Below are 19,027 nucleotides of genomic sequence, written 5' to 3'. Positions count from 1 at the left end.
CTGCGCCGGGGCCATAGTTTTGTTCCCGCGGGCGTGATCGCCCGCCCAGAACAAGACAGAGACTGGCCATGACCAAGACTCTCCACCACCGTGCCTGCCACCTGTGTGAAGCCATTTGCGGCCTGACCATCGAGACCACCGAATCCGAGGGCAATGTCGCGATCTCCTCGATCAAGGGCGATGCGCTTGATACCTTCAGTCGCGGGCACATCTGCCCCAAAGCGGTGGCGCTGCAGGATATCCAGAACGATCCCGATCGCCTGCGCCAGCCGATGCGCCGCGTTGGCAGCGAATGGCTGCCGATCGAATGGGACGAGGCGTTTGCGCTGGTGGCTGGAAAACTGGCGGCAATTCAGGAGCGTCACGGGCAGAACGCCGTGGCGGTCTATCAGGGCAACCCGAGCGTGCACAATTACGGGTTGATGACCCACAGCAATTATTTCCTCGGTTTGCTGAAGACGCGCAATCGCTTCTCGGCGACTTCGGTCGATCAGTTGCCGCATCACCTGAGCAGTTATCTGATGTACGGACACGGCCTGCTGCTGCCGATTCCGGACATTGATCACACCGATTTCATGTTGATCCTCGGCGGTAATCCGTTGGCGTCCAACGGCAGCATCATGACCGTGCCAGATGTTGAGAAACGTTTAAAAGCGATCCAGGCGCGCGGTGGTAAAGTCGTGGTGGTCGACCCTCGGCGCAGCGAGACTGCGGCGATGGCCGATCAGCATTTGTTCGTGCGCCCGGGTGGCGATGCCGCGTTGTTGTTCGGTGTGCTCAATACACTGTTTGGCGAAGGCCTGACCCGCGACAGTCATTTGCCGGTCGACGGGCTGGACGAGGTGCGCGCTGCGGTGGAGACCTTCACCGCCGAGGCCATGAGTCCGCTGTGTGCGGTGTCCGCTGAGCAGATCCGTCAACTGGCGCGGGATTTTGCTGCCGCGCCGAGTGCGGTTTGCTATGGCCGGATGGGTGTTTCGACCCAGGCCTTTGGCACGCTGTGTCATTGGGTGGTGCAGTTGATCAATCTGGTCACCGGCAACCTTGACCGTGTTGGAGGGGCATTGTGCACTGAACCTGCCGTGGATCTGGTGGCGTCGACTTCGGGTGGGCATTTCAACAAGTGGCAGAGTCGTGTTTCCGGGCGTCCTGAGTACGGCGGCGAACTGCCGGTCTCGGCGCTGGCCGAAGAGATGCTCACCGCAGGCGACGGCCAGATCCGGGCGCTGATCACTGTGGCCGGCAATCCGGTGTTGTCGACACCGAACGGGCGGCAACTGGAACGCGCGCTGGACGGCCTCGACTTCATGGTCAGCATTGACCTGTACATCAATGAAACCACGCGTTATGCCGACCTGATCCTGCCGTCGACCTCGGCACTGGAGAACGATCACTACGACACCACGTTCAACCTGTTCGCGGTGCGCAACGTCACCCGCTTCAATCGCGCGATCCTCGCCAAGCCCGAAGGCGCGCTGCACGACTGGGAGATTTTTGTTGGCCTGGCCAAGGCCTTTGCCGAGAAGACCGGTAAAGAACTGAAACCAACGATGCCGCCGGCGAAGATGATCGATATGGGGTTGCGCATGGGGAGGTACGGTGACGCGTCCGAGCAGCAACTCTCGTTGGCGACATTGTTTGATCATCCTCACGGAATCGACCTCGGCGCGTTGAAAGCGAACCTGGCACCGCGCCTGAAAACGCCGAACCAGCGTGTGCAGGCTGCTCCGCCAGAGATCCTTGCCGACCTCGCGCGTTTTGCCGCGCTGCAAGCACCGGCGGCCGATGAGCTGTTGATGATTGGTCGTCGTCATGTGCGCAGCAACAACTCATGGATGCACAACTATCACCGCCTGGTGAAGGGCAAGCCACGCCATCAGTTGCTGATGCATCCGGACGATCTGGCCAGTCGTGGACTCAACGATGGACAACTGGTGCGTGTGAGTTCACGGGTCGGGCAGATTGAAGTGGAGGTGCTGGGCAGTCTCGACATGATGAAAGGCGTGGTCAGCCTGCCGCACGGTTGGGGCCATTCACGCCCGGGCGTGCAAATGGCGATTGCCAGCGGCCAGCCAGGTTCGAGCGCCAATGACCTGACCGATGAATGTCAGCTCGACGAGTTGTCGGGAAACGCGGCGTTGAACGGCGTGCCGGTCACTGTAGCGGCAGCGTGAGCATGTCTGTCGGGGAGACCGAGCATGGCGCTCGGGATTCCGTTACAATGCGCCACCGTGCCGACCCATGAGTCGGAAAGTTCAGCCGAGGTGCTCCATGGATATCATCGAAACGATTAAAGAGCAGATTGCCAACAACACCATTCTGCTTTACATGAAAGGCTCGCCGAATGCCCCGCAGTGTGGCTTCTCCGCGAAAGCTGCGCAGGCTGTGATGGCGTGTGGCGAAAAGTTTGCGTACGTGGACATCCTGCAGAACCCGGAAATCCGCGCCAACCTGCCAAAGTACGCCAACTGGCCGACTTTCCCGCAACTGTGGGTCGGCGGTGAGCTGGTCGGCGGTAGCGACATCATGACCGAGATGGCTGCAGACGGTTCGCTGCAAAGCACCATCAAGTCGGCTGTTGAAGCGGCTGCGGCGAACAAGTCCGAAGCCTGATAAGGCCGGGTTTCGCGCGACACCTCCTGCTTCTGTAGGAGCTGTCGAGTGAAACGAGGCTGCGATCTTTTGATCTTCAGCCAATAAAAAGCCCCGCACCTTGAAAGAGGGCGGGGCTTTTTAGTGCGTTCGAAAAGTTACTGCAAGTTGCCGGTGCAATCTGAAAAGATCGCAGCCTGCGGCAGCTCCTACTCTTCGCCCATCTGCGATTGCAGATAGTTCTCAAGACCGACTTTATCGATCAGGCCCAGTTGGGTTTCCAGCCAGTCGATATGTTCTTCTTCGGATTCGAGAATGTCTTCGAGCAGTTCACGGCTGCCGAAGTCGCCAACGGTTTCGCAATGCGCGATCGCGGTCTTCAGGTCGGCGTGGCCGGTCTTCTCGATACGCAGATCGCACTCCAGCATTTCCTGGGTGTGCTCGCCGATGTGCAGCTTGCCCAGGTCCTGTACGTTGGGCAGGCCTTCGAGGAACAGGATGCGCTTGATCAGCTTGTCCGCGTGCTTCATCTCGTCGATGGATTCTTTGTATTCGTGCTTGCCGAGCTTGTTCAGACCCCAATCTTCATACATGCGTGCATGCAGGAAGTACTGATTGATCGCGACCAGCTCATTGGCAAGGATCTTGTTGAGATGCTGGATGACTGTAATGTCGCCTTTCATGATCGGAGTCCTGCCCTGTATTCGCTGTATATACGGCAGAGTTTGAGCCCCGTATTTATAAGTGTCAAACCTAAGTTATTGAATAATAAATGAAAATTAATCGGAATAAGAATGTTTGTGTTCCGCGTCTAGAGCGTAAGCAATTGATTTTCGGGCATAAAAAAACCGGACATAAGTCCGGTTCTTTGAAATGGGGTGTTATTACGCAGCAGTAAATTCTACCGGATAGGGGATCGCAGCCTGAGCGGTTTGCAGCTTGGTCAGGGTTTCGCGAACCACTTCCTTGGCGAGGCAGGCACATTTGCCGCATTGGCTGGCGACGCCGGTGGCCTGGCGGACTTCTTTATAGCTGCAGCAACCTTCATAGATCGCTTCGCGGATCTGTCCGTCGGTGACGCCAGTGCAGAGACAAACATACATAAGTGAGAACCGTCGCTGGTTGTGACTCAATTGCGATGGATCTTAATAATAACGAGAATGATTGTCAAAGTGCTTTGCGAGGCCTTTTCGCCAGATTGGCGCGTGACTGACGAACGGTGATTACTGGCGATCTGCCTGGCCCCGTAAATGCAGCCTTGTGATTGGCAGACTGCAAAAAACCGTTAAGGACAGGCCAAATTCGCAGTGTATGATGGTCGGCCCTTGCGAAGGGGGTTCGTGTCACAGGGCTGTCGCCTGAGGGTGGCAGGCTGGCCCGGACCCTGAACTTCAAGTTTTTACACCAGGAGATATCAATGAGCGTACTCGTAGGCAAACAAGCCCCTGACTTCACCGTCCCGGCCGTACTCGGCAATGGCGAGATCGTTGACAGCTTCACCCTGTCCTCGGCCATCAAAGGCAAATACGGCCTGGTGTTCTTCTACCCACTGGACTTCACCTTCGTCTGCCCGTCCGAGCTGATCGCTCTGGACAACCGCATGGCTGACTTCAAGGCGCGCAACGTTGAAGTGATCGCTGTGTCGATCGACTCGCACTTCACTCACAACGCATGGCGCAACACCCCAGTGAACAATGGCGGCATCGGTCAGGTGAAATACACCATGGCTGCCGACATGAAGCACGACATCGCCAAGGCTTACGACGTTGAATCCGAAGGCGGCGTGGCTTTCCGTGGCGCGTTCCTGATCGACGACAAAGGCGTTGTCCGCTCGCAGATCATCAACGACCTGCCACTGGGCCGTAACATGGAAGAGCTGATCCGTCTGGTCGACGCTCTGCAATTCCACGAAGAGCACGGCGAAGTCTGCCCTGCCAACTGGAAAAAAGGCGACAAAGGCATGAACGCTTCGCCAGAAGGCGTTGCGGCTTACCTGACCGAGAACGCTGCTGCCCTGTAAGGCGCAACGTCGAGGTACAAAAAAACCGGCCCCTGTGGCCGGTTTTTTTATGCGCGGGATTGACTCAACGAGGATCAGTCGTCGAAGTCTTCCCAGCCGCCCATCTGTTTCCAGCGGTTGACGATGCCGCAGAACAGCTCAGCGGTTTTCTCGGTGTCGTAACGCGCCGAGTGCGCCTCACGGCCGTCGAAATCGATGTCGGCGGCCTGGCAGGCTTTCGCCAGTACGGTTTGACCGTACGCCAGACCGGCCAGCGTCGCGGTGTCGAAGCTGGAGAACGGGTGGAACGGGTTGCGCTTCATGTCCAGTCGCGCGACCGCAGCGTTCAGGAAGCCGAGGTCGAAGCTGCTGTTATGACCGACCAGGATCGCCCGCTTGCAACCGTTGGCCTTCAGCGCCTTGCGGATGCCTCGGAAGATGTCGGTCAGCGCGGTTTCTTCGCTGACCGCCATGCGCAGCGGGTGATCGAGTTTGATCCCGGTGAACTCCAGCGCCGCCGCTTCGATGTTGGCGCCTTCGAACGGCTCAACACGGAAGAAATAGGTGTGATCGGGGTAAACAAAACCCTTTTCATCCATGGCGATGGTGGTCGCAGCAATCTCCAGCAACGCATCGGTGGCCGAGTTGAAACCGCCGGTTTCTACGTCGACGACAACCGGCAGGTAGCCGCGAAAGCGTGCTGCCATCGGGTGGCGGGAACCGCCGCCGCCACTTTGACCGTCCAGTTCGTCGTCGAAATGGTCTTCACTCACGCGTGTTCCTCCAGCAGGCGCCAGCGCAGTTTTTCACCGGCGCGCAGCGGGATAACGGTCAGCTCGCCGAATGGCAGGCTGGTCGGGGCAGTCCATTCTTCACGAACCAAAGTAATGCGATCGGTGTTCGCCGGCAGGCCATAGAAACGCGGGCCGTTGAGGCTGGCGAAGGCTTCGAGCTTATCCAGCGCATTGCGCTGCTCAAAGGCTTCGGCGTACATCTCGATGGCGGCGTACGCGGTGTAGCAGCCGGCACAGCCACAAGCGGCTTCCTTGGCGTGCTGAGCGTGCGGCGCCGAGTCAGTGCCAAGGAAGAACTTCGCGCTGCCACTGGTGGCAGCGTCGAGCAGGGCTTCCTGGTGCGTATTGCGCTTGAGGATCGGCAGGCAGTAGAAGTGCGGCCGAATCCCGCCCACCAGCATGTGGTTGCGGTTATAGAGCAGGTGATGCGCGGTGATGGTCGCGCCAACGTTGGCCGAAGCCTCGTTGACGAACTGCACGGCGTCGCCGGTGGTGATGTGTTCGAACACCACTTTCAGCGTCGGGAAACGTTCGACTACTCGGCGCATGTGCTCATCGATGAAAATCTTTTCGCGGTCGAACACATCGACGTCGCCGCGAGTGACTTCACCGTGGATCAGCAGCGGCATGCCGACTTCGGCCATGGCTTCGATCGCCGGCAGAATCTTGTCGATGCTGGTCACGCCGGAGTCGGAGTTGGTGGTCGCGCCGGCCGGGTACAGCTTGGCGGCGTACACGAAACCGCTGGCCTTGGCCTCACGAATTTCTTCGGGCTGGGTGCGGTCGGTGAGGTACAGCACCATCAGCGGCTCAAAGCGACTGCCGGCCGGGCGGGCAGCGAGAATCCGCTGGCGATAGCCATCGGCTTCAGTGGCGTTGCGCACCGGAGGTACCAGGTTGGGCATGATGATGGCGCGACCAAAGGTGCGCGCAACATCGGCAACGGTATTGGTCAACACGGCACCATCGCGAAGATGAATGTGCCAGTCGTCGGGACGCAGCAGGGTCAGGCGGTCGGACATGAGGGGATTCCAGGCGGGTCAAACTGAGGCGAATGCTACCGGAAAAGACTCTTGCAGGCACTCGCTATCAAGTTTTGCGGGAAGCTTCCGATATCCCGTAGGTATGCCGTAAACATAGTGTGAATCGGTCTTTGTGTTTCAGAAGCCAATGGAGCCTCCCGTGCGCCAGCGTTATTTAGCCTTGCTCAGTGTGTTTGCCAGCCTCCCCGCGATGGCGCTCACGTACCAGACCCGTCTGGAGAACATTGAGTGGACGGTCGCCGGCGACAAGTTCGAATGTCGTCTGACCCAGCCGATCACTGATTTCGGCTCGGGTGAGTTCGTGCGCAAGGCCGGCGAGCAGGCGATATTTCGTCTGAACGCCTACAACGCGATGCTCGGCGGCGGCTCGGCGACGTTGCTGGCAGCGGCGGCGCCCTGGCAGCCGGGGCGCGGCGATATCAACCTGGGCAGCGTCAGAATCGGCAGCGGCAATGTGCTGTTCAACAGCTCGCAATCCCAGGCCGGCGGCTTGATCAGTGGCCTGCTCGACGGTCGCAGCCCGGTGGTGCGGCGTGCGTCTGGCGACGGACGGGTTTCGGAAGTGCGTTTGTTGCCAGTCAAGTTCAACAAGGCGTTCAACGACTATCAAACCTGTGTGGCGAAGTTGCTGCCGCAGAATTTCGACCAGATCAAGCGGTCGCAAATCGGCTTCCCTGGCGAAGGCGTTGACCTGGATTCCGCCGCCAAAGCCAAGTTGCAAGTGATGCTCGAGTTCATGAAGGCCGATCCGACGGTCAATCACATCGAACTCGACGGCCATTCGGACAACAGCGGTAATCGCCTGACCAATCGGGAACTGTCGCGCCGCCGGGCGCTGGCTGTCGTCGACTTCTTCAAGGCCAATGGCATTCAGGAATCGCAGATCACCGTGCGGTTCCACGGCGAGCAATATCCGATTGTGCCGAACACCAATGCGGCCAATCGCGCGAAGAACCGCCGGGTCAATGTCAAACTGGCACGTGTGGCGCCGACAGCGGCTCCGGCACCGCAAGCGAGTACGCCAGCCAGCACTGCAGCGACTTCCTGACCCGCCGGTCATCGTCGCGCTCTCGACAGATTCTGTCGCTTTGTCGTCTTAAGCTGTCGCGCCTCTGTAAATTATCGCGTTTGGGCGGTAGACTCCTCGGCTTTCCGTAGAACCCCGTGGAGTGATGGCATGGCGGACGTAAACAAGGTCGTTCTGGCGTATTCCGGCGGCCTGGACACTTCGGTGATCCTCAAGTGGCTGCAGGATACTTATAACTGTGAAGTGGTGACCTTCACCGCTGATCTCGGTCAAGGCGAAGAGGTCGAGCCGGCCCGCGCCAAGGCTCAGGCCATGGGCGTCAAAGAAATCTACATCGACGATCTGCGCGAAGAATTCGTGCGTGATTTCGTATTCCCGATGTTCCGCGCCAACACCGTTTACGAAGGCGAGTACCTGCTGGGTACTTCCATCGCACGTCCGCTGATCGCCAAACGTCTGATCGAAATCGCCAACGAAACCGGCGCTGACGCCATTTCCCACGGCGCCACCGGCAAGGGCAACGACCAGGTGCGTTTCGAACTGGGTGCCTACGCACTCAAGCCAGGCGTAAAAGTCATTGCACCCTGGCGTGAGTGGGACCTGCTGTCCCGCGAGAAGCTGATGGACTACGCCGAGAAGCACGCGATCCCGATCGAGCGTCACGGCAAAAAGAAATCCCCGTACTCGATGGACGCCAACCTGCTGCACATCTCCTATGAAGGTGGCGTGCTGGAAGATACCTGGACCGAGCACGAAGAAGACATGTGGAAATGGACCGTCTCCCCGGAGAACGCTCCTGACAAAGCGCAATACCTGGAACTGACTTACCGTAACGGCGATATCGTTGCACTGGACGGCGTCGAAATGACCCCGGCTACCGTGCTGGCGACGCTGAACAAGATCGGTGGTGCCCACGGTATCGGCCGTCTCGACATCGTCGAAAACCGTTACGTCGGCATGAAGTCCCGTGGCTGCTACGAAACCCCGGGTGGCACCATCATGCTGCGCGCTCACCGCGCCATCGAATCGATCACCCTGGACCGCGAAGTCGCTCACCTCAAAGACGAGCTGATGCCGAAATACGCCAGCCTGATCTACACCGGTTACTGGTGGAGCCCGGAGCGTCTGATGCTGCAGCAGATGATCGACGCTTCGCAGGTCAACGTGAACGGTGTTGTGCGCCTGAAACTGTACAAAGGCAACGTGATCGTCACTGGCCGCAAGTCCGACGATTCGCTGTTCGATTCCAACATCGCGACCTTCGAAGAAGACGGCGGTGCTTACAACCAGGCCGACGCGGCGGGCTTCATCAAGCTCAACGCGCTGCGCATGCGCATTGCTGCCAACAAAGGCCGCAAGCTGTTCTGAGCCCTTCAGACACGCAATAAAAAAGGCGGCTTGTCGTTATGACAAAGCCGCCTTTTTTTACCCACTACAAAAGGCTGCATGGGTTTCATGCGCCTTTCAGAATCGTGCTGGCGTGCGTACATACGTTATAGGCAATCACATGGGTCGCTCCAACGCGTTTTTTTGCATGCCGCAGAAGCTCCGCCATGATCTGCATGAGCAGAACCTCAGACGCCGGATCAGTCAGTAATACGATGATTTTCGAATGTTTGCCAGGGCGAGAGAAGCTTTCCAGCAAGGTGTCAAAGTCCATTCGATTGTTCATCTGACGCACGTCGATCGCTCGCAGGGTTCCCAGCGGTTTGGGCCATTGAACGTTATGTTCGATCCATGAACACGCGGTGTCGGCGACACCAGGTTCTGGCGGGGGACCGGACGGGTGCAGGTTCGCTTCTCTTGCAGGTACTCCGTTACTGGAGGAAGTCTCCTTGGCTTTTTCAGGCGATGGAGCTTTTTTCGTCGAACTGTTGCGCAATCCGCTTTCGGTATCTTTGATATCGGCAGACAGCTTTAAAAAACTGTCGTCCTTGTCGAAGTCGGAAGGCGCATAAAGAGATCGATAGTTGAAGTTTAATGTAATGAAAAATAGCAGTAACAAGTAAAAAGGAAAGCTCATAAGGAACCATATGTACATCTCGCGTTCCTGATCACCAAGGAATGGCAGTGATACGGCCGCGGAGGACTCGGATATGAAAGCAAATACAACGATTACTGTCATTGGGTTGGCAATTTTCTTTTTGAATTTCAGCATATTTGGCACTCATGAAATTTAGTTGTCCGTACTTATGGTTTGTTTTTAGTGGGTGTGTATTTTTATATTAAAACTATGGCGTTGGGTAGAAGTATCTTGTTTCAGTTGTTTATGTTGTCGTGGTGAAAGATTTTGATTTGTTTTTTTAAAAGAACAGGTGTGTTGGTTTTTTTCAGAGTTAGAGTTTCGGGTTGTTGATAGCGCCATGCAAGGTTCTTCAATCATTCGGGTATCAGCGCATGCTCGTGCGGCGCTCCCCTGAGGGCTTGTCTGGCAGGCGTTTTAACAGGTTGACACGGGTCGTAAACCGCGCCCGAGTGACACTTGATCTGCGGAGTTTGGAATTCTTGTAGGAAAAGTCTTTTTTTGCTGTAGGGGATGTCTTTCGCTGTGCTTGCAATGGAACTCTCTTGTGCCATGTCGCAAGTGACTAGGCTATTGTGCCGGCTCTAAAAATTCGAACAGCGAAACTGGACTTGCCCATGAATAAAGTGCTGATCGTGGATGATCACCCCGTCATTCGTCTTGCTGTGCGCATGCTGATGGAGCGTCATGGCTACGAAGTTATTGCAGAGACGGATAATGGCGTAGATGCTCTGCAACTTGCGCGCGAACAAATGCCGGACATTGTCATACTGGATATTGGAATACCCAAGCTTGATGGTCTGGAGGTTATTGCGCGTCTGGCGTCGACGGCGATGCCGATGAAAGTCCTGGTGTTGACTTCCCAGGCGCCAGGGCACTTTTCAATGCGTTGCATGCAGTCTGGTGCTGCAGGCTATGTTTGCAAACAACAGGATCTGACCGAATTGCTCAGCGCCATCAAAGCGGTGCTTTCCGGTTACAGCTACTTTCCCAATCAGGCGTTACACACGGTGCGCACCAGCCTGGGAAATGCCAGCGAAGCCGATATGGTCGATCGTCTTTCCGGGCGCGAAATGATGGTGTTGCAGCAGTTGGCTCGAGGCAAGACCAACAAGGAAATTGCCGATGGCATGTTTCTCAGCAACAAGACAGTCAGTACTTACAAGACTCGATTACTGTTGAAGCTCAATGCCCGTTCTCTGGTTGATTTGATCGAATTGGCACAACGTAATGGGCTTGTCTGAGTGTATTTTCAGCGACCGATCAGCATCAGCGTGCAGCGGACAGAAAAAAGCCTCCGTTTCGGGAGGCTTCAGATATCAGAGATCAAAATCGTAATCAGCCAATTGTTTTTGCAACCGGCGCTCCTCTAGCAGATTGTCGATGGTGCGGCGTTTGCTGAGGTTGGTTTTTGCGACCTCGACCACGGGTTCTGCGTCATCGGTCTCAGCGGCAGTAAAATCGTCTTCAACGTCCAATTGCTCTTTATCGGTACTCATCAGGTTAACTCCCGGCTAAGACTGCCTTTGGCGCTCCTTATATCGACAATACAACGACTGGTAAAAAAGATTTTTTCAATCGACAGATACAAAAACCTAATAGTTACTCAATCGTCTGAAGTTTTTTCCTTGTACTCGCACAAGTCCTCGATCCGGCAGCTGCCGCAGCGGGGTTTGCGTGCCAGGCATACGTAACGCCCATGTAAAATCAGCCAGTGGTGGGAGTCGAGCAGGTAATCCTTGGGCACAAATTTCATCAATTTCTTTTCCACTTCGACCACATTCTTGCCGGGTGCAATTCCGGTGCGATTGCTGACGCGGAAGATGTGCGTGTCGACTGCCATGGTCAGTTGGCGGAAAGCGGTATTGAGGACCACATTCGCTGTTTTACGCCCGACACCTGGCAGGGCTTCGAGCTCTTCACGCGTTTGCGGAACCTGGCTGTCGTGGCGTTCTACCAGCAAGCGGCAGGTCTCGATAACGTTTTTCGCCTTGCTGTTGTACAAGCCAATGGTCTTGATGTATTCGGACAGCCCCTCGACACCCAAGGCATGAATCGCCGCTGGCGTATTGGCTACCGGGAAAAGCCTGGCCGTGGCCTTGTTGACACCGACGTCGGTCGACTGCGCTGAAAGAATTACAGCGATCAACAATTCGAACGGCGAGGAGTACGCCAGTTCGGTTTTCGGCTCGGGATTGTCTTCGTGCAGTCTGCGAAAAATCTCAAGACGTTTTGCGGCATTCATGGGCGATGCGTTTCCTTCGAAATAGAGTTCGGGCGCGTCCACGCCTGATGTGCTGCGAGCAGCAGCCCCAGTAAAATCAGTGCGCCGGGAACCAGCGTCAGCCAGTGCAGGCCTGCGCGAAACAACACCCACTCTCGCCAGTGTTCGGACAGGTCCCGGCCAAGGCTGCCCTGACCGATGAGCTCTCGCAACACCGCCAGTAGCACCATCAGCCCGCCGAACTGAATGCCGAGTTTGAGGCGCTGGGCCAGTGAATGGCGAAAGAAGCCGTTATGTTCCAGTACCACGCACTGCAGAGCGATCATCCCGGTATACAGACTGAGAGCCTGATGCCATTGCACAGACCAGCGTTGCGCGAATATCTCGGCGCAAGCGGTGAGGGTGGCGGCGAGTACCACACTGGTCAATAACGTGCTCAAGGGCATCAGGCGCGGGCGCAGCAACGACATGCAGACGCCATACACGCCCACCACCATCACGGACATAAACAGCATGCCTGAAGCTTCGGCGAGCGAGCTGCTGGTGCCGAGCAGCAGCACCAGCACCATTGAGTTCGACAGCTTCACCGATGTGTTCATGTACCACTCCCCAGCATGGCTACCCGATGCTCATCGAAATAGCGTAATGCATCGTGGATGGCATTGAGCGCCGCACGAGAGGTGATGGTGGCCCCCGCCATCTGGTCGAATTGGCCCTGATCCTTTTTCAGTGCCCAGCCGTTATCGGTGGGTTCTTTGCGTGACTTGCCGGCAAACGCCTGAAGCCAAGTGTTTGGCCAGTCGCCAAGATGTCCGCCGAGTGCCGGTGTTTCGTTTTGCCTGAGGGTTTTCACGCCAATCAGCTTGCCGCGGGTATCAACGGCGATCAGCAATTGGAGGGTGCCGGCGTAACCCTCGGTTTCACTGCGCAGCACGAGCGCCACCGGTTGTCCGGCCTTGGTTGCGCGATAAGCGCCGAGCAGACGGCTGTGGGGCAAAGCGACATCGACCAGCGGCAACGGCTGTTCCAGCGGTTGATTGTCGTAGCTTTCGGCTGGGAGCACGTCGAGCAGTTTGCGATTGTCGAGCCGGCGCAGCTCGGCGGCAATCTGCGGTGCATTGGCGCGTTGTACCAGATACGTCACACCAACACCGCTGATCGTCAGGACCAGCACGATGACGACATTCGCTGTGCGGTTCATGGGGTCACCTGCGTCTGTCGCCTGGCGGCGAAACGTTCCAGTGCCGGCACGCCAAGATTCATCAGCAGCACCGCGAACGCGAGCCCGTCCGGGTAGCCACCCCACGTGCGAATCAGATAAGTCAGCAAGCCGACGCCGATACCAAACAGCAGGCGGGCGGGGGCGCTTTTTGCACCTGAGACCGGTTCGGTAATGATGAAGAAAGCACCCAGCATGGTCGCACCGCTCAGCAGGTGGAACAGTGGCGAGCCATGCGAGTCCGATCCCGAGCCGTTCCAGCACAACAGGCTGACGACGAACAGGCTCGCGAGCATGCCGACCGGCGCGTGCCAGGCGATGACCCGCCGTTGCAGCAAGAACAGCCCGCCGGAGAGGAAAGCCAGGTTTATCCATTCCACGCCGCGGCCGCCGAAGCGGCCGAACGCTGGATTGCTGGCAAACAACTCATCCATTGTCAGGCTCTTGTTGATGCGCAGACTGTCCAGAGCTGTGGCCTGCACCCACGCATCCGGCGCCTGAGCCGGATTGAATACCTGCTGCACGGCGGCGAGCAGATCCATGCCGTGCGCGGGCCAGAGGGTCATCGGTTGCGGGAACGTCACCATCACCAAAGCGAAACCAAGCATTGCCGGGTTGAACGGGTTTTTGCCAATGCCCCCGTACAAGTGCTTGCCGAACAACAGGCCCGAGGCAATCGCTGTCGTCGTCAGCCACCAAGGGCAATAAGCCGGCAGGGCGGCAGCCAGTAATGCCGCACTGACCATTGCGCTGCCGTCGCTCAGTGAGGGGTGTAACGGTTGCCGGCGCAGTCGTGCGACGCCGGCTTCGACGATGAGTGCGCTCGTCATGCAGAGGATCAGGTTGATCAGTACGCCCCAACCGTACAACCAGAACTGCACGAGCAGCCCCGGCAGTACCGCGAGCAACACCAGCTTCATCGCCTGTTGCAGACGATCATCCGGCGTTTCAAGGGGCTGCATGTGCTTGCACCTGACGCTCGGCGTCGCGCAGCGCTTGCTCCAGAGCTGCGATTTGCTCCGGCAAAGCCTCGGCGGTTTGCGCTTTCTTCAGTTCGGCACGGCGCATGGCCACTTGGATTTTTGCACGTTTCAGATCGGCGTCCGACGCAGTGGCCACTGTCACGGCGGGAGTTGCCGGTGTGTCGCTTTCGAGTTTTGCCAGCGCCTGTTCGGCGGCTTCGAACTGTTGCTGCAACACGATCAATTGCGATTGCTGATCGAACGTCGGTGGATGGCCGAAGGCTTTCAGCGACTTATGCAATTGTGCGCGGCTCATTGCGACATCGATCCTGGCTTTCTTCAGAGCGGCGTCCGCGCTGGCGGTCTTCTGTGCACGCACACGTTCCAGCGCAGCCTGCACTGGATCAAGCGTGTTGACTTCGGGTTGCGCCGCACGTTTGGCCCGTGCCTCTCGCTCAGCCTGTTTCTGTTGTTCTTCGCGTTGCAAGCGGGCATTGCGTTGCTCGAAGCGCTGACGTGCATGATCGCGCTTGGCGGCGCGTGCACGGTGTTCTTCGAGACTGAGTGCCAGACCTCCGACCACGGGCAATGTGCCCGGCGGCAGTGGATGCATTTCGATGCAGTCGACCGGGCACGGCGCGACACACAGATCGCAACCGGTGCATTCGTCAATCAGCACGGTATGCATCAACTTGGCGGCACCGACGATGGCATCAATCGGGCAGGCCTGGATGCACTTGGTGCAGCCGATGCATTCGGCTTCGCGGATATAGGCGACCTGCGGCGGTGCCGAGCCACGGCTGATGTCCAGTTCCAGTACCGGCACTTTCAACAGCTCGGCCAATGCCGCGATGGTTTCATCACCACCGGGCGGACACTTGTTGATCGCCTCGCCCTCAGCGAGGCCTTCAGCGTATGGCTTGCATCCAGGATGGCCGCACTTGCCGCATTGGGTTTGCGGCAAGAGGGCATCGATGCGTTGAATCAGACTCATGTTTTGATCAGTCCACTGAATCCGAGAAAAATCACCGCGATCAGGCCGGCACCGATCAGGTCGATCGGCAGGCCGCGAAAGGGCAGGGGAATATCATTGTCGGCCGTGCGCTCGCGCAAGTCGGTAAACAGGCCAAGCACCAGCCAGAAGCCGAGCCCGGCACCGAGACTCAGGGCGGTTGCCTGCAGCAGACCTTGATCGTTGAGTGTATTGATCAATGCGACCCCGAGTACACCTGCGTTGCCGAGTAACAGTGGCCATAAACCTTCGAAGGGCAGATTCGGCAGCCAGCGCGTCAACAGTTTCAGCAGTGGCGCAATCAACAAAACGCTCAACGGCAGAAACACCAACAGGCGCAGGGCTTCAAGGTGAAACGGCACCAGCAACCAGTGCCAGATAACGTAACCGACTACAGCGACGACCAGCGTCAGGCACAGCGTCGCCAATCCCAGCGCGTGCACCTGACGACGACTGCCCGCCAACAGCGGATCGGCGCCCAGCGGCCAGTGCAACACGAAGTTGTTGAGCAGCGCAGCACTGATAAGCGTAAGCATGAGTTCAGTCATGGTTCTGTCGGCGAAACGGGCAGGTGTCTCTTAAGGTTAGGCAGTATCCGCCCAGATATGAAAAATCCCACCGGCATGCGGGGCACGTCGGTGGGATCGATTTTATTGCTGTCGCTTACTTGATGCGCTGACCCGGCTTGGCGCCGCTGTCCGGGCTCAACAGGTAAATCTCTTCGCCGCCAGGGCCGGCCGCCATCACCATGCCTTCGGAAATACCGAACTTCATTTTCCGTGGCTTGAGGTTGGCGATCATCATGGTCAGGCGACCGTCGAGCTTGGACGGATCCGGGTAGGCGCTCTTGATGCCCGAGAACACGTTACGTTGCTCGTCACCGATATCCAGTGTCAGGCGCAGCAGCTTGTCGGCGCCTTCCACGTGTTCGGCTTTGACGATCAGCGCGACGCGCAGGTCGATCGCGGCGAATGCATCGAAGTCGATTTCCGGCGACAGTGGATCCTTGGCCAGTTCGCCATTGCCGGCCGGGGCAGCAGCACCGGTATCGGTCTGGCTGGCGGTCAGGTCTTCTTTCGAGGCGTCGGACATGGCTTGCACTTTTACCGGGTCAATGCGGGTCATCAACGGCTTGAATTCGTTGAGCTGATGGTTGGCCAGCAGGGTGGTGTGGTCGTTCCAGGTCAGCGGGGCGACGTTGAGGAACGCCTCGGCATCGGCGGCCAGCAGTGGCAACACCGGTTTGAGGAAGATCACCAGTTGGCGGAACAGGTTGATGGCGGTGGCGCAGATCGCCTGGACTTCATCCTGTTTGCCTTCCTGCTTGTTCAACGACCACGGCGCCTTGTCGGCGATCCAGGCGTTGGCGCGGTCGGCCAGGGCCATGGTTTCACGCATGGCACGGGCGAAGTCGCGGGCTTCATAGGCGTCGGCAATGCTTGGTGCGGCGACGAGGAAGGCCTCGGTCAGCTCAGGCGCAGCATTGGTGTCGACCAGCAGGCCGGCGTTACCTTTCTGAATGAACCCGGCGCAACGGCTGGCGATGTTGACCACTTTGCCGACCAGGTCGGAGTTGACCTTCTGCACGAAGTCTTCGAGGTTCAGGTCGAGGTCATCGACGCCACGGCCCAGTTTGGCCGCGTAGTAGTAGCGCAGGTATTCCGGCGACAGGTGATCGAGATAGGTGCGCGCCTTGATGAAGGTGCCGCGCGACTTGGACATTTTCTGGCCGTTGACGGTCAGGTAGCCGTGTACGTTGATACCGGTCGGCTTGCGGTAGCCCGCGCCTTCAAGCATCGCTGGCCAGAACAGCGCGTGGAAGTTGACGATGTCCTTGCCGATGAAGTGGTACAGCTCGGCGGTGGAGTCTTTGCCCCAGAACGCGTCGAAATCCAGCGCAGGCGTGCGGTCGCAGAGGTTCTTGAAGCTGGCCATGTAGCCGATCGGCGCGTCCAGCCACACGTAGAAATACTTGCCCGGCTCGCCCGGAATCTCGAAACCGAAGTACGGCGCATCGCGGGAGATGTCCCACTGTTGCAGGCCGGCGTCCAGCCACTCGGCGATCTTGTTGGCGACGGCGTCCTGCAATGTGCCGCTGCGGGTCCAGGCCTGCAGCATTTCCTGGAAGTCCGGCAGTTTGAAGAAGAAGTGCTGGGAGTCCTTGAGCACCGGAGTGGCGCCAGAGATGGCCGACTTCGGATCCTTCAGGTCGGTCGGCGCGTAGGTCGCACCGCATTTTTCGCAGTTGTCGCCGTACTGGTCTTCAGTCCCGCATTTCGGGCAGGTGCCCTTGATGAAGCGGTCGGCCAGGAACATTTTCTTTTCCGGGTCGAAATACTGGGTGATCGAGCGTTGGGCGATGTGCCCGGCGTCACGCAGCTTGATGTAGATCTGGCTCGACAGCTCACGGTTTTCTTCGGCGTGAGTGGAGTGGAAATTGTCGAAATCAACCAGGAACTCGGCAAAGTCGGCGCTGTGTTCAGCCTGCACGTTGGCGATCAGTTGTTCCGGGGTGATGCCTTCCTTTTCTGCACGCAGCATGATCGCCGAACCGTGGGCGTCGTCGGCGCAGACATAAATGCATTGATTGCCACGATGCTTCTGGAAGCGCACCCACATATCGGTCTGGATATATTCCAGCATATGGCCAAGGTGAATCGAACCGTTGGCGTAGGGCAGGGCGCTGGTGACGAGGATCTTGCGTGGTTCGGACATGTGGGGCTTCGCTACTTGATGAAACGGAGGTCGGCCACTATAAAGCGCTGGCGCATATTTTTCACCCTGTGCACCTGTTTCACTGGATGAGAAACAGCAAAGATCAACAGATCGTCCGAACGCGGCCCGAGCCTTCGGCAGCTCCTACACATAATCCCCGGTAGGAGCTGCCGAAGGCTGCAATCTTTTCAGGTACGATACCCGCCATCTTTTCCCAGTCTTGTTATCGGAGTTGCCCATGAGCGCCGTCACTCGCGCAGCGGTGGAAGCCGTCCTCAGCCAATACACCGACCCTTACCTGAACCAGGACCCGGTCAGCGCCGGATGCGTGAAGAACATCGAAATCGTCAGTGATCGCGTCAATGTGCAGCTGGAAATCGGTTACGCCGCCGGTCTGTTCAAGAGCGGCTGGGCGCAACTCCTGCAACTGGCCATCGAAAACCTCGACGGCGTGGTGACCGCCAAGGTTGAAGTCAACAGCGTGATCGCCGCGCACAAGGCGCAGGCGCAGATTCCGGGGCTGGCCAACGTCAAGAACGTGGTCGCCGTGGCCTCGGGCAAGGGCGGTGTGGGCAAGTCGACCACCGCCGCCAACCTCGCACTGGCGCTGGCCCGCGAAGGCGCCAAGGTCGGCATTCTTGACGCTGATATCTACGGCCCGAGCCAAGGCATCATGTTCGGCATCCCCGAACGCACCCGCCCGGAGGTCAAGGATCAGAAGTGGTTCGTGCCGCTCAAAGCGCATGGTGTCGAAGTCATGTCGATGGCCTTCCTGACCGACGACAACACGCCGATGGTCTGGCGCGGGCCGATGGTTTCCGGCGCGCTGCTGCAACTGGTCACGCAAACCGCATGGGGGGATCTGGATTATCTGGTCATCGACATGCCGCCAGGCACCGGTGACATTCAACTGACTTTGGCGCAAAAAGTCCCGGTGGCCGGTGCCGTGATCGTCACCACCCCGCAGGATCTGGCCCTGCTCGACGCGCGCAAAGGTGTGGAAATGTTCCGCAAGGTCAACATTCCAGTGCTGGGTGTGGTGGAAAACATGGCCGTGCACATCTGCTCGAACTGCGGGCATGCCGAGCATCTGTTCGGTGAGGGCGGCGGTGAGAAGCTGGCGACCCAGTACGGTGTGGAACTGCTGGCTTCGCTGCCGCTGTCGATGCTGATCCGCGAGCAGGCCGATGGCGGCAAGCCAACGGTGATCGCCGAGCCGGACAGCCAGATTGCCATGGTCTATCAGGAACTCGCCCGCCACGTCGGCGCGCGGATCGTGTTGCAGGAAGCCGCTACCCCGGCGATGCCGAACATCACCATCAGCGACGATTGATGCATCCGCAACACCGATAACCCTGTAGGAGTGAGCCTGCTCGCGATAACGGTCGATCATTCAACACATTTGTTGAATGTTAAT

General features: G+C 58.0%; 20 protein-coding genes. 7 read left to right on the top strand and 13 right to left on the bottom strand.

Going from position 1 to position 19,027, the window contains the following annotated elements; all coding sequences use genetic code 11:
* Positions 1 to 68 precede the first annotated feature (68 nt).
* Both CQ009_RS14810 and grxD read left to right on the top strand, forming a co-directional pair.
* Positions 69 to 2,174: a molybdopterin oxidoreductase family protein gene (locus CQ009_RS14810; RefSeq protein WP_105707126.1), complete on the top strand. Its 2,106-nt coding sequence runs from the start codon at positions 69 to 71 to the stop codon at positions 2,172 to 2,174.
* 97 nt (positions 2,175 to 2,271) lie between these two features.
* Positions 2,272 to 2,613, top strand: a complete 342-nt coding sequence (gene grxD / locus CQ009_RS14805) for a Grx4 family monothiol glutaredoxin (RefSeq protein WP_008079424.1) — start codon at positions 2,272 to 2,274, stop codon at positions 2,611 to 2,613.
* 188 nt (positions 2,614 to 2,801) lie between these two features.
* On the opposite strand, the gene bfr is transcribed toward grxD, so the two are convergent.
* Positions 2,802 to 3,275 carry a bacterioferritin gene (gene bfr / locus CQ009_RS14800; RefSeq protein WP_016986653.1) on the bottom strand — a complete coding sequence of 158 codons (474 nt, stop codon included), beginning with the start codon at positions 3,273 to 3,275 and terminating at the stop codon, positions 2,802 to 2,804.
* Positions 3,276 to 3,476: 201 nt separating this feature from the next.
* A complete protein-coding gene (locus CQ009_RS14795; RefSeq protein WP_003227725.1) occupies positions 3,477 to 3,695 on the bottom strand; it encodes a bacterioferritin-associated ferredoxin in 219 nt (72 codons plus the stop codon).
* Between the two features lie 314 nt (positions 3,696 to 4,009).
* On the opposite strand from CQ009_RS14795, the gene CQ009_RS14790 reads away from it, so the two are divergent.
* Complete coding sequence (locus CQ009_RS14790; RefSeq protein ID WP_003227723.1) at positions 4,010 to 4,612, top strand: peroxiredoxin; 603 nt, start codon at positions 4,010 to 4,012, stop codon at positions 4,610 to 4,612.
* A gap of 74 nt (positions 4,613 to 4,686) precedes the next feature.
* Here the strand turns inward: CQ009_RS14790 and rnt are convergent, their stop codons facing one another.
* Both rnt and pyrC read right to left on the bottom strand, forming a co-directional pair.
* A complete protein-coding gene (rnt, locus tag CQ009_RS14785) occupies positions 4,687 to 5,364 on the bottom strand; it encodes a ribonuclease T (protein ID WP_007916667.1) in 678 nt (225 codons plus the stop codon).
* The gene (gene pyrC, locus CQ009_RS14780; RefSeq protein ID WP_105707125.1) at positions 5,361 to 6,407 is read right to left on the bottom strand and encodes a dihydroorotase; all 1,047 of its coding nucleotides are present in this window, start codon (positions 6,405 to 6,407) and stop codon (positions 5,361 to 5,363) included. The genes rnt and pyrC overlap by 4 nt, the downstream gene beginning before the upstream one ends.
* A gap of 160 nt (positions 6,408 to 6,567) precedes the next feature.
* Here pyrC and CQ009_RS14775 point away from each other — a divergent pair, with 160 nt between their 5' ends.
* Both CQ009_RS14775 and CQ009_RS14770 read left to right on the top strand, forming a co-directional pair.
* Positions 6,568 to 7,476: an OmpA family protein gene (locus CQ009_RS14775; protein WP_105707123.1), complete on the top strand. Its 909-nt coding sequence runs from the start codon at positions 6,568 to 6,570 to the stop codon at positions 7,474 to 7,476.
* A gap of 129 nt (positions 7,477 to 7,605) precedes the next feature.
* Positions 7,606 to 8,823, top strand: coding sequence for an argininosuccinate synthase (locus CQ009_RS14770; RefSeq protein ID WP_007916658.1), 1,218 nt, complete (start codon positions 7,606 to 7,608; stop codon positions 8,821 to 8,823).
* Positions 8,824 to 8,908: 85 nt separating this feature from the next.
* Here the strand turns inward: CQ009_RS14770 and CQ009_RS14765 are convergent, their stop codons facing one another.
* Positions 8,909 to 9,613: a hypothetical protein gene (locus CQ009_RS14765; protein WP_064391962.1), complete on the bottom strand. Its 705-nt coding sequence runs from the start codon at positions 9,611 to 9,613 to the stop codon at positions 8,909 to 8,911.
* Between the two features lie 482 nt (positions 9,614 to 10,095).
* Here CQ009_RS14765 and CQ009_RS14760 point away from each other — a divergent pair, with 482 nt between their 5' ends.
* A complete protein-coding gene (locus CQ009_RS14760) occupies positions 10,096 to 10,722 on the top strand; it encodes a response regulator transcription factor (RefSeq protein WP_064391960.1) in 627 nt (208 codons plus the stop codon).
* A gap of 75 nt (positions 10,723 to 10,797) precedes the next feature.
* On the opposite strand, the gene CQ009_RS14755 is transcribed toward CQ009_RS14760, so the two are convergent.
* From CQ009_RS14755 to metG, 8 genes are all read right to left on the bottom strand, one after another.
* A complete protein-coding gene (locus tag CQ009_RS14755) occupies positions 10,798 to 10,977 on the bottom strand; it encodes a PA3496 family putative envelope integrity protein (RefSeq protein WP_064391954.1) in 180 nt (59 codons plus the stop codon).
* A 107-nt stretch (positions 10,978 to 11,084) separates the two neighbouring features.
* On the bottom strand, positions 11,085 to 11,723 hold the full coding sequence (gene nth, locus CQ009_RS14750; RefSeq protein ID WP_105707120.1) for an endonuclease III: 639 nt from the start codon (positions 11,721 to 11,723) through the stop codon (positions 11,085 to 11,087).
* Complete coding sequence (locus CQ009_RS14745) at positions 11,720 to 12,301, bottom strand: Rnf-Nqr domain containing protein (RefSeq protein ID WP_105707118.1); 582 nt, start codon at positions 12,299 to 12,301, stop codon at positions 11,720 to 11,722. The genes nth and CQ009_RS14745 overlap by 4 nt, the downstream gene beginning before the upstream one ends.
* On the bottom strand, positions 12,298 to 12,903 hold the full coding sequence (locus CQ009_RS14740) for an RnfABCDGE type electron transport complex subunit G (protein ID WP_105707116.1): 606 nt from the start codon (positions 12,901 to 12,903) through the stop codon (positions 12,298 to 12,300). Before CQ009_RS14740 ends, CQ009_RS14745 begins: the two co-directional genes overlap by 4 nt.
* Positions 12,900 to 13,883 carry an RnfABCDGE type electron transport complex subunit D gene (locus tag CQ009_RS14735; protein WP_105707114.1) on the bottom strand — a complete coding sequence of 328 codons (984 nt, stop codon included), beginning with the start codon at positions 13,881 to 13,883 and terminating at the stop codon, positions 12,900 to 12,902. Before CQ009_RS14735 ends, CQ009_RS14740 begins: the two co-directional genes overlap by 4 nt.
* Positions 13,870 to 14,877: an electron transport complex subunit RsxB gene (gene rsxB, locus CQ009_RS14730; protein ID WP_105707111.1), complete on the bottom strand. Its 1,008-nt coding sequence runs from the start codon at positions 14,875 to 14,877 to the stop codon at positions 13,870 to 13,872. The genes CQ009_RS14735 and rsxB overlap by 14 nt, the downstream gene beginning before the upstream one ends.
* Positions 14,874 to 15,443: an electron transport complex protein RnfA gene (locus CQ009_RS14725; RefSeq protein WP_105707109.1), complete on the bottom strand. Its 570-nt coding sequence runs from the start codon at positions 15,441 to 15,443 to the stop codon at positions 14,874 to 14,876. Before CQ009_RS14725 ends, rsxB begins: the two co-directional genes overlap by 4 nt.
* Positions 15,444 to 15,558: 115 nt before the next feature.
* Complete coding sequence (metG, locus tag CQ009_RS14720) at positions 15,559 to 17,610, bottom strand: methionine--tRNA ligase (RefSeq protein ID WP_105707107.1); 2,052 nt, start codon at positions 17,608 to 17,610, stop codon at positions 15,559 to 15,561.
* A gap of 238 nt (positions 17,611 to 17,848) precedes the next feature.
* Between metG and apbC the strand changes: the two genes are divergently transcribed.
* Positions 17,849 to 18,943: an iron-sulfur cluster carrier protein ApbC gene (apbC, locus tag CQ009_RS14715; RefSeq protein ID WP_064391937.1), complete on the top strand. Its 1,095-nt coding sequence runs from the start codon at positions 17,849 to 17,851 to the stop codon at positions 18,941 to 18,943.
* Positions 18,944 to 19,027 lie beyond the last annotated feature (84 nt).

It is taken from the genome of Pseudomonas sp. MYb2, from assembly GCF_002979955.1.
GTDB lineage: Bacteria > Pseudomonadota > Gammaproteobacteria > Pseudomonadales > Pseudomonadaceae > Aquipseudomonas.
This window is presented reverse-complemented; position numbering and strand designations above follow the sequence as displayed.

Coding starts and splice junctions, on each gene's coding strand:
- CQ009_RS14810 (WP_105707126.1), top strand. CDS start 69: ATGACCAAGACTCTCCACCACCGTGCCTGCCACCTGTGTGAAGCCATT.
- grxD (WP_008079424.1), top strand. CDS start 2,272: ATGGATATCATCGAAACGATTAAAGAGCAGATTGCCAACAACACCATT.
- bfr (WP_016986653.1), bottom strand. CDS start 3,275: ATGAAAGGCGACATTACAGTCATCCAGCATCTCAACAAGATCCTTGCC.
- CQ009_RS14795 (WP_003227725.1), bottom strand. CDS start 3,695: ATGTATGTTTGTCTCTGCACTGGCGTCACCGACGGACAGATCCGCGAA.
- CQ009_RS14790 (WP_003227723.1), top strand. CDS start 4,010: ATGAGCGTACTCGTAGGCAAACAAGCCCCTGACTTCACCGTCCCGGCC.
- pyrC (WP_105707125.1), bottom strand. CDS start 6,407: ATGTCCGACCGCCTGACCCTGCTGCGTCCCGACGACTGGCACATTCAT.
- CQ009_RS14770 (WP_007916658.1), top strand. CDS start 7,606: ATGGCGGACGTAAACAAGGTCGTTCTGGCGTATTCCGGCGGCCTGGAC.
- CQ009_RS14765 (WP_064391962.1), bottom strand. CDS start 9,613: ATGCTGAAATTCAAAAAGAAAATTGCCAACCCAATGACAGTAATCGTT.
- CQ009_RS14760 (WP_064391960.1), top strand. CDS start 10,096: ATGAATAAAGTGCTGATCGTGGATGATCACCCCGTCATTCGTCTTGCT.
- CQ009_RS14755 (WP_064391954.1), bottom strand. CDS start 10,977: ATGAGTACCGATAAAGAGCAATTGGACGTTGAAGACGATTTTACTGCC.
- nth (WP_105707120.1), bottom strand. CDS start 11,723: ATGAATGCCGCAAAACGTCTTGAGATTTTTCGCAGACTGCACGAAGAC.
- CQ009_RS14745 (WP_105707118.1), bottom strand. CDS start 12,301: ATGAACACATCGGTGAAGCTGTCGAACTCAATGGTGCTGGTGCTGCTG.
- CQ009_RS14740 (WP_105707116.1), bottom strand. CDS start 12,903: ATGAACCGCACAGCGAATGTCGTCATCGTGCTGGTCCTGACGATCAGC.
- CQ009_RS14735 (WP_105707114.1), bottom strand. CDS start 13,883: ATGCAGCCCCTTGAAACGCCGGATGATCGTCTGCAACAGGCGATGAAG.
- rsxB (WP_105707111.1), bottom strand. CDS start 14,877: ATGAGTCTGATTCAACGCATCGATGCCCTCTTGCCGCAAACCCAATGC.
- CQ009_RS14725 (WP_105707109.1), bottom strand. CDS start 15,443: ATGACTGAACTCATGCTTACGCTTATCAGTGCTGCGCTGCTCAACAAC.
- metG (WP_105707107.1), bottom strand. CDS start 17,610: ATGTCCGAACCACGCAAGATCCTCGTCACCAGCGCCCTGCCCTACGCC.
- apbC (WP_064391937.1), top strand. CDS start 17,849: ATGAGCGCCGTCACTCGCGCAGCGGTGGAAGCCGTCCTCAGCCAATAC.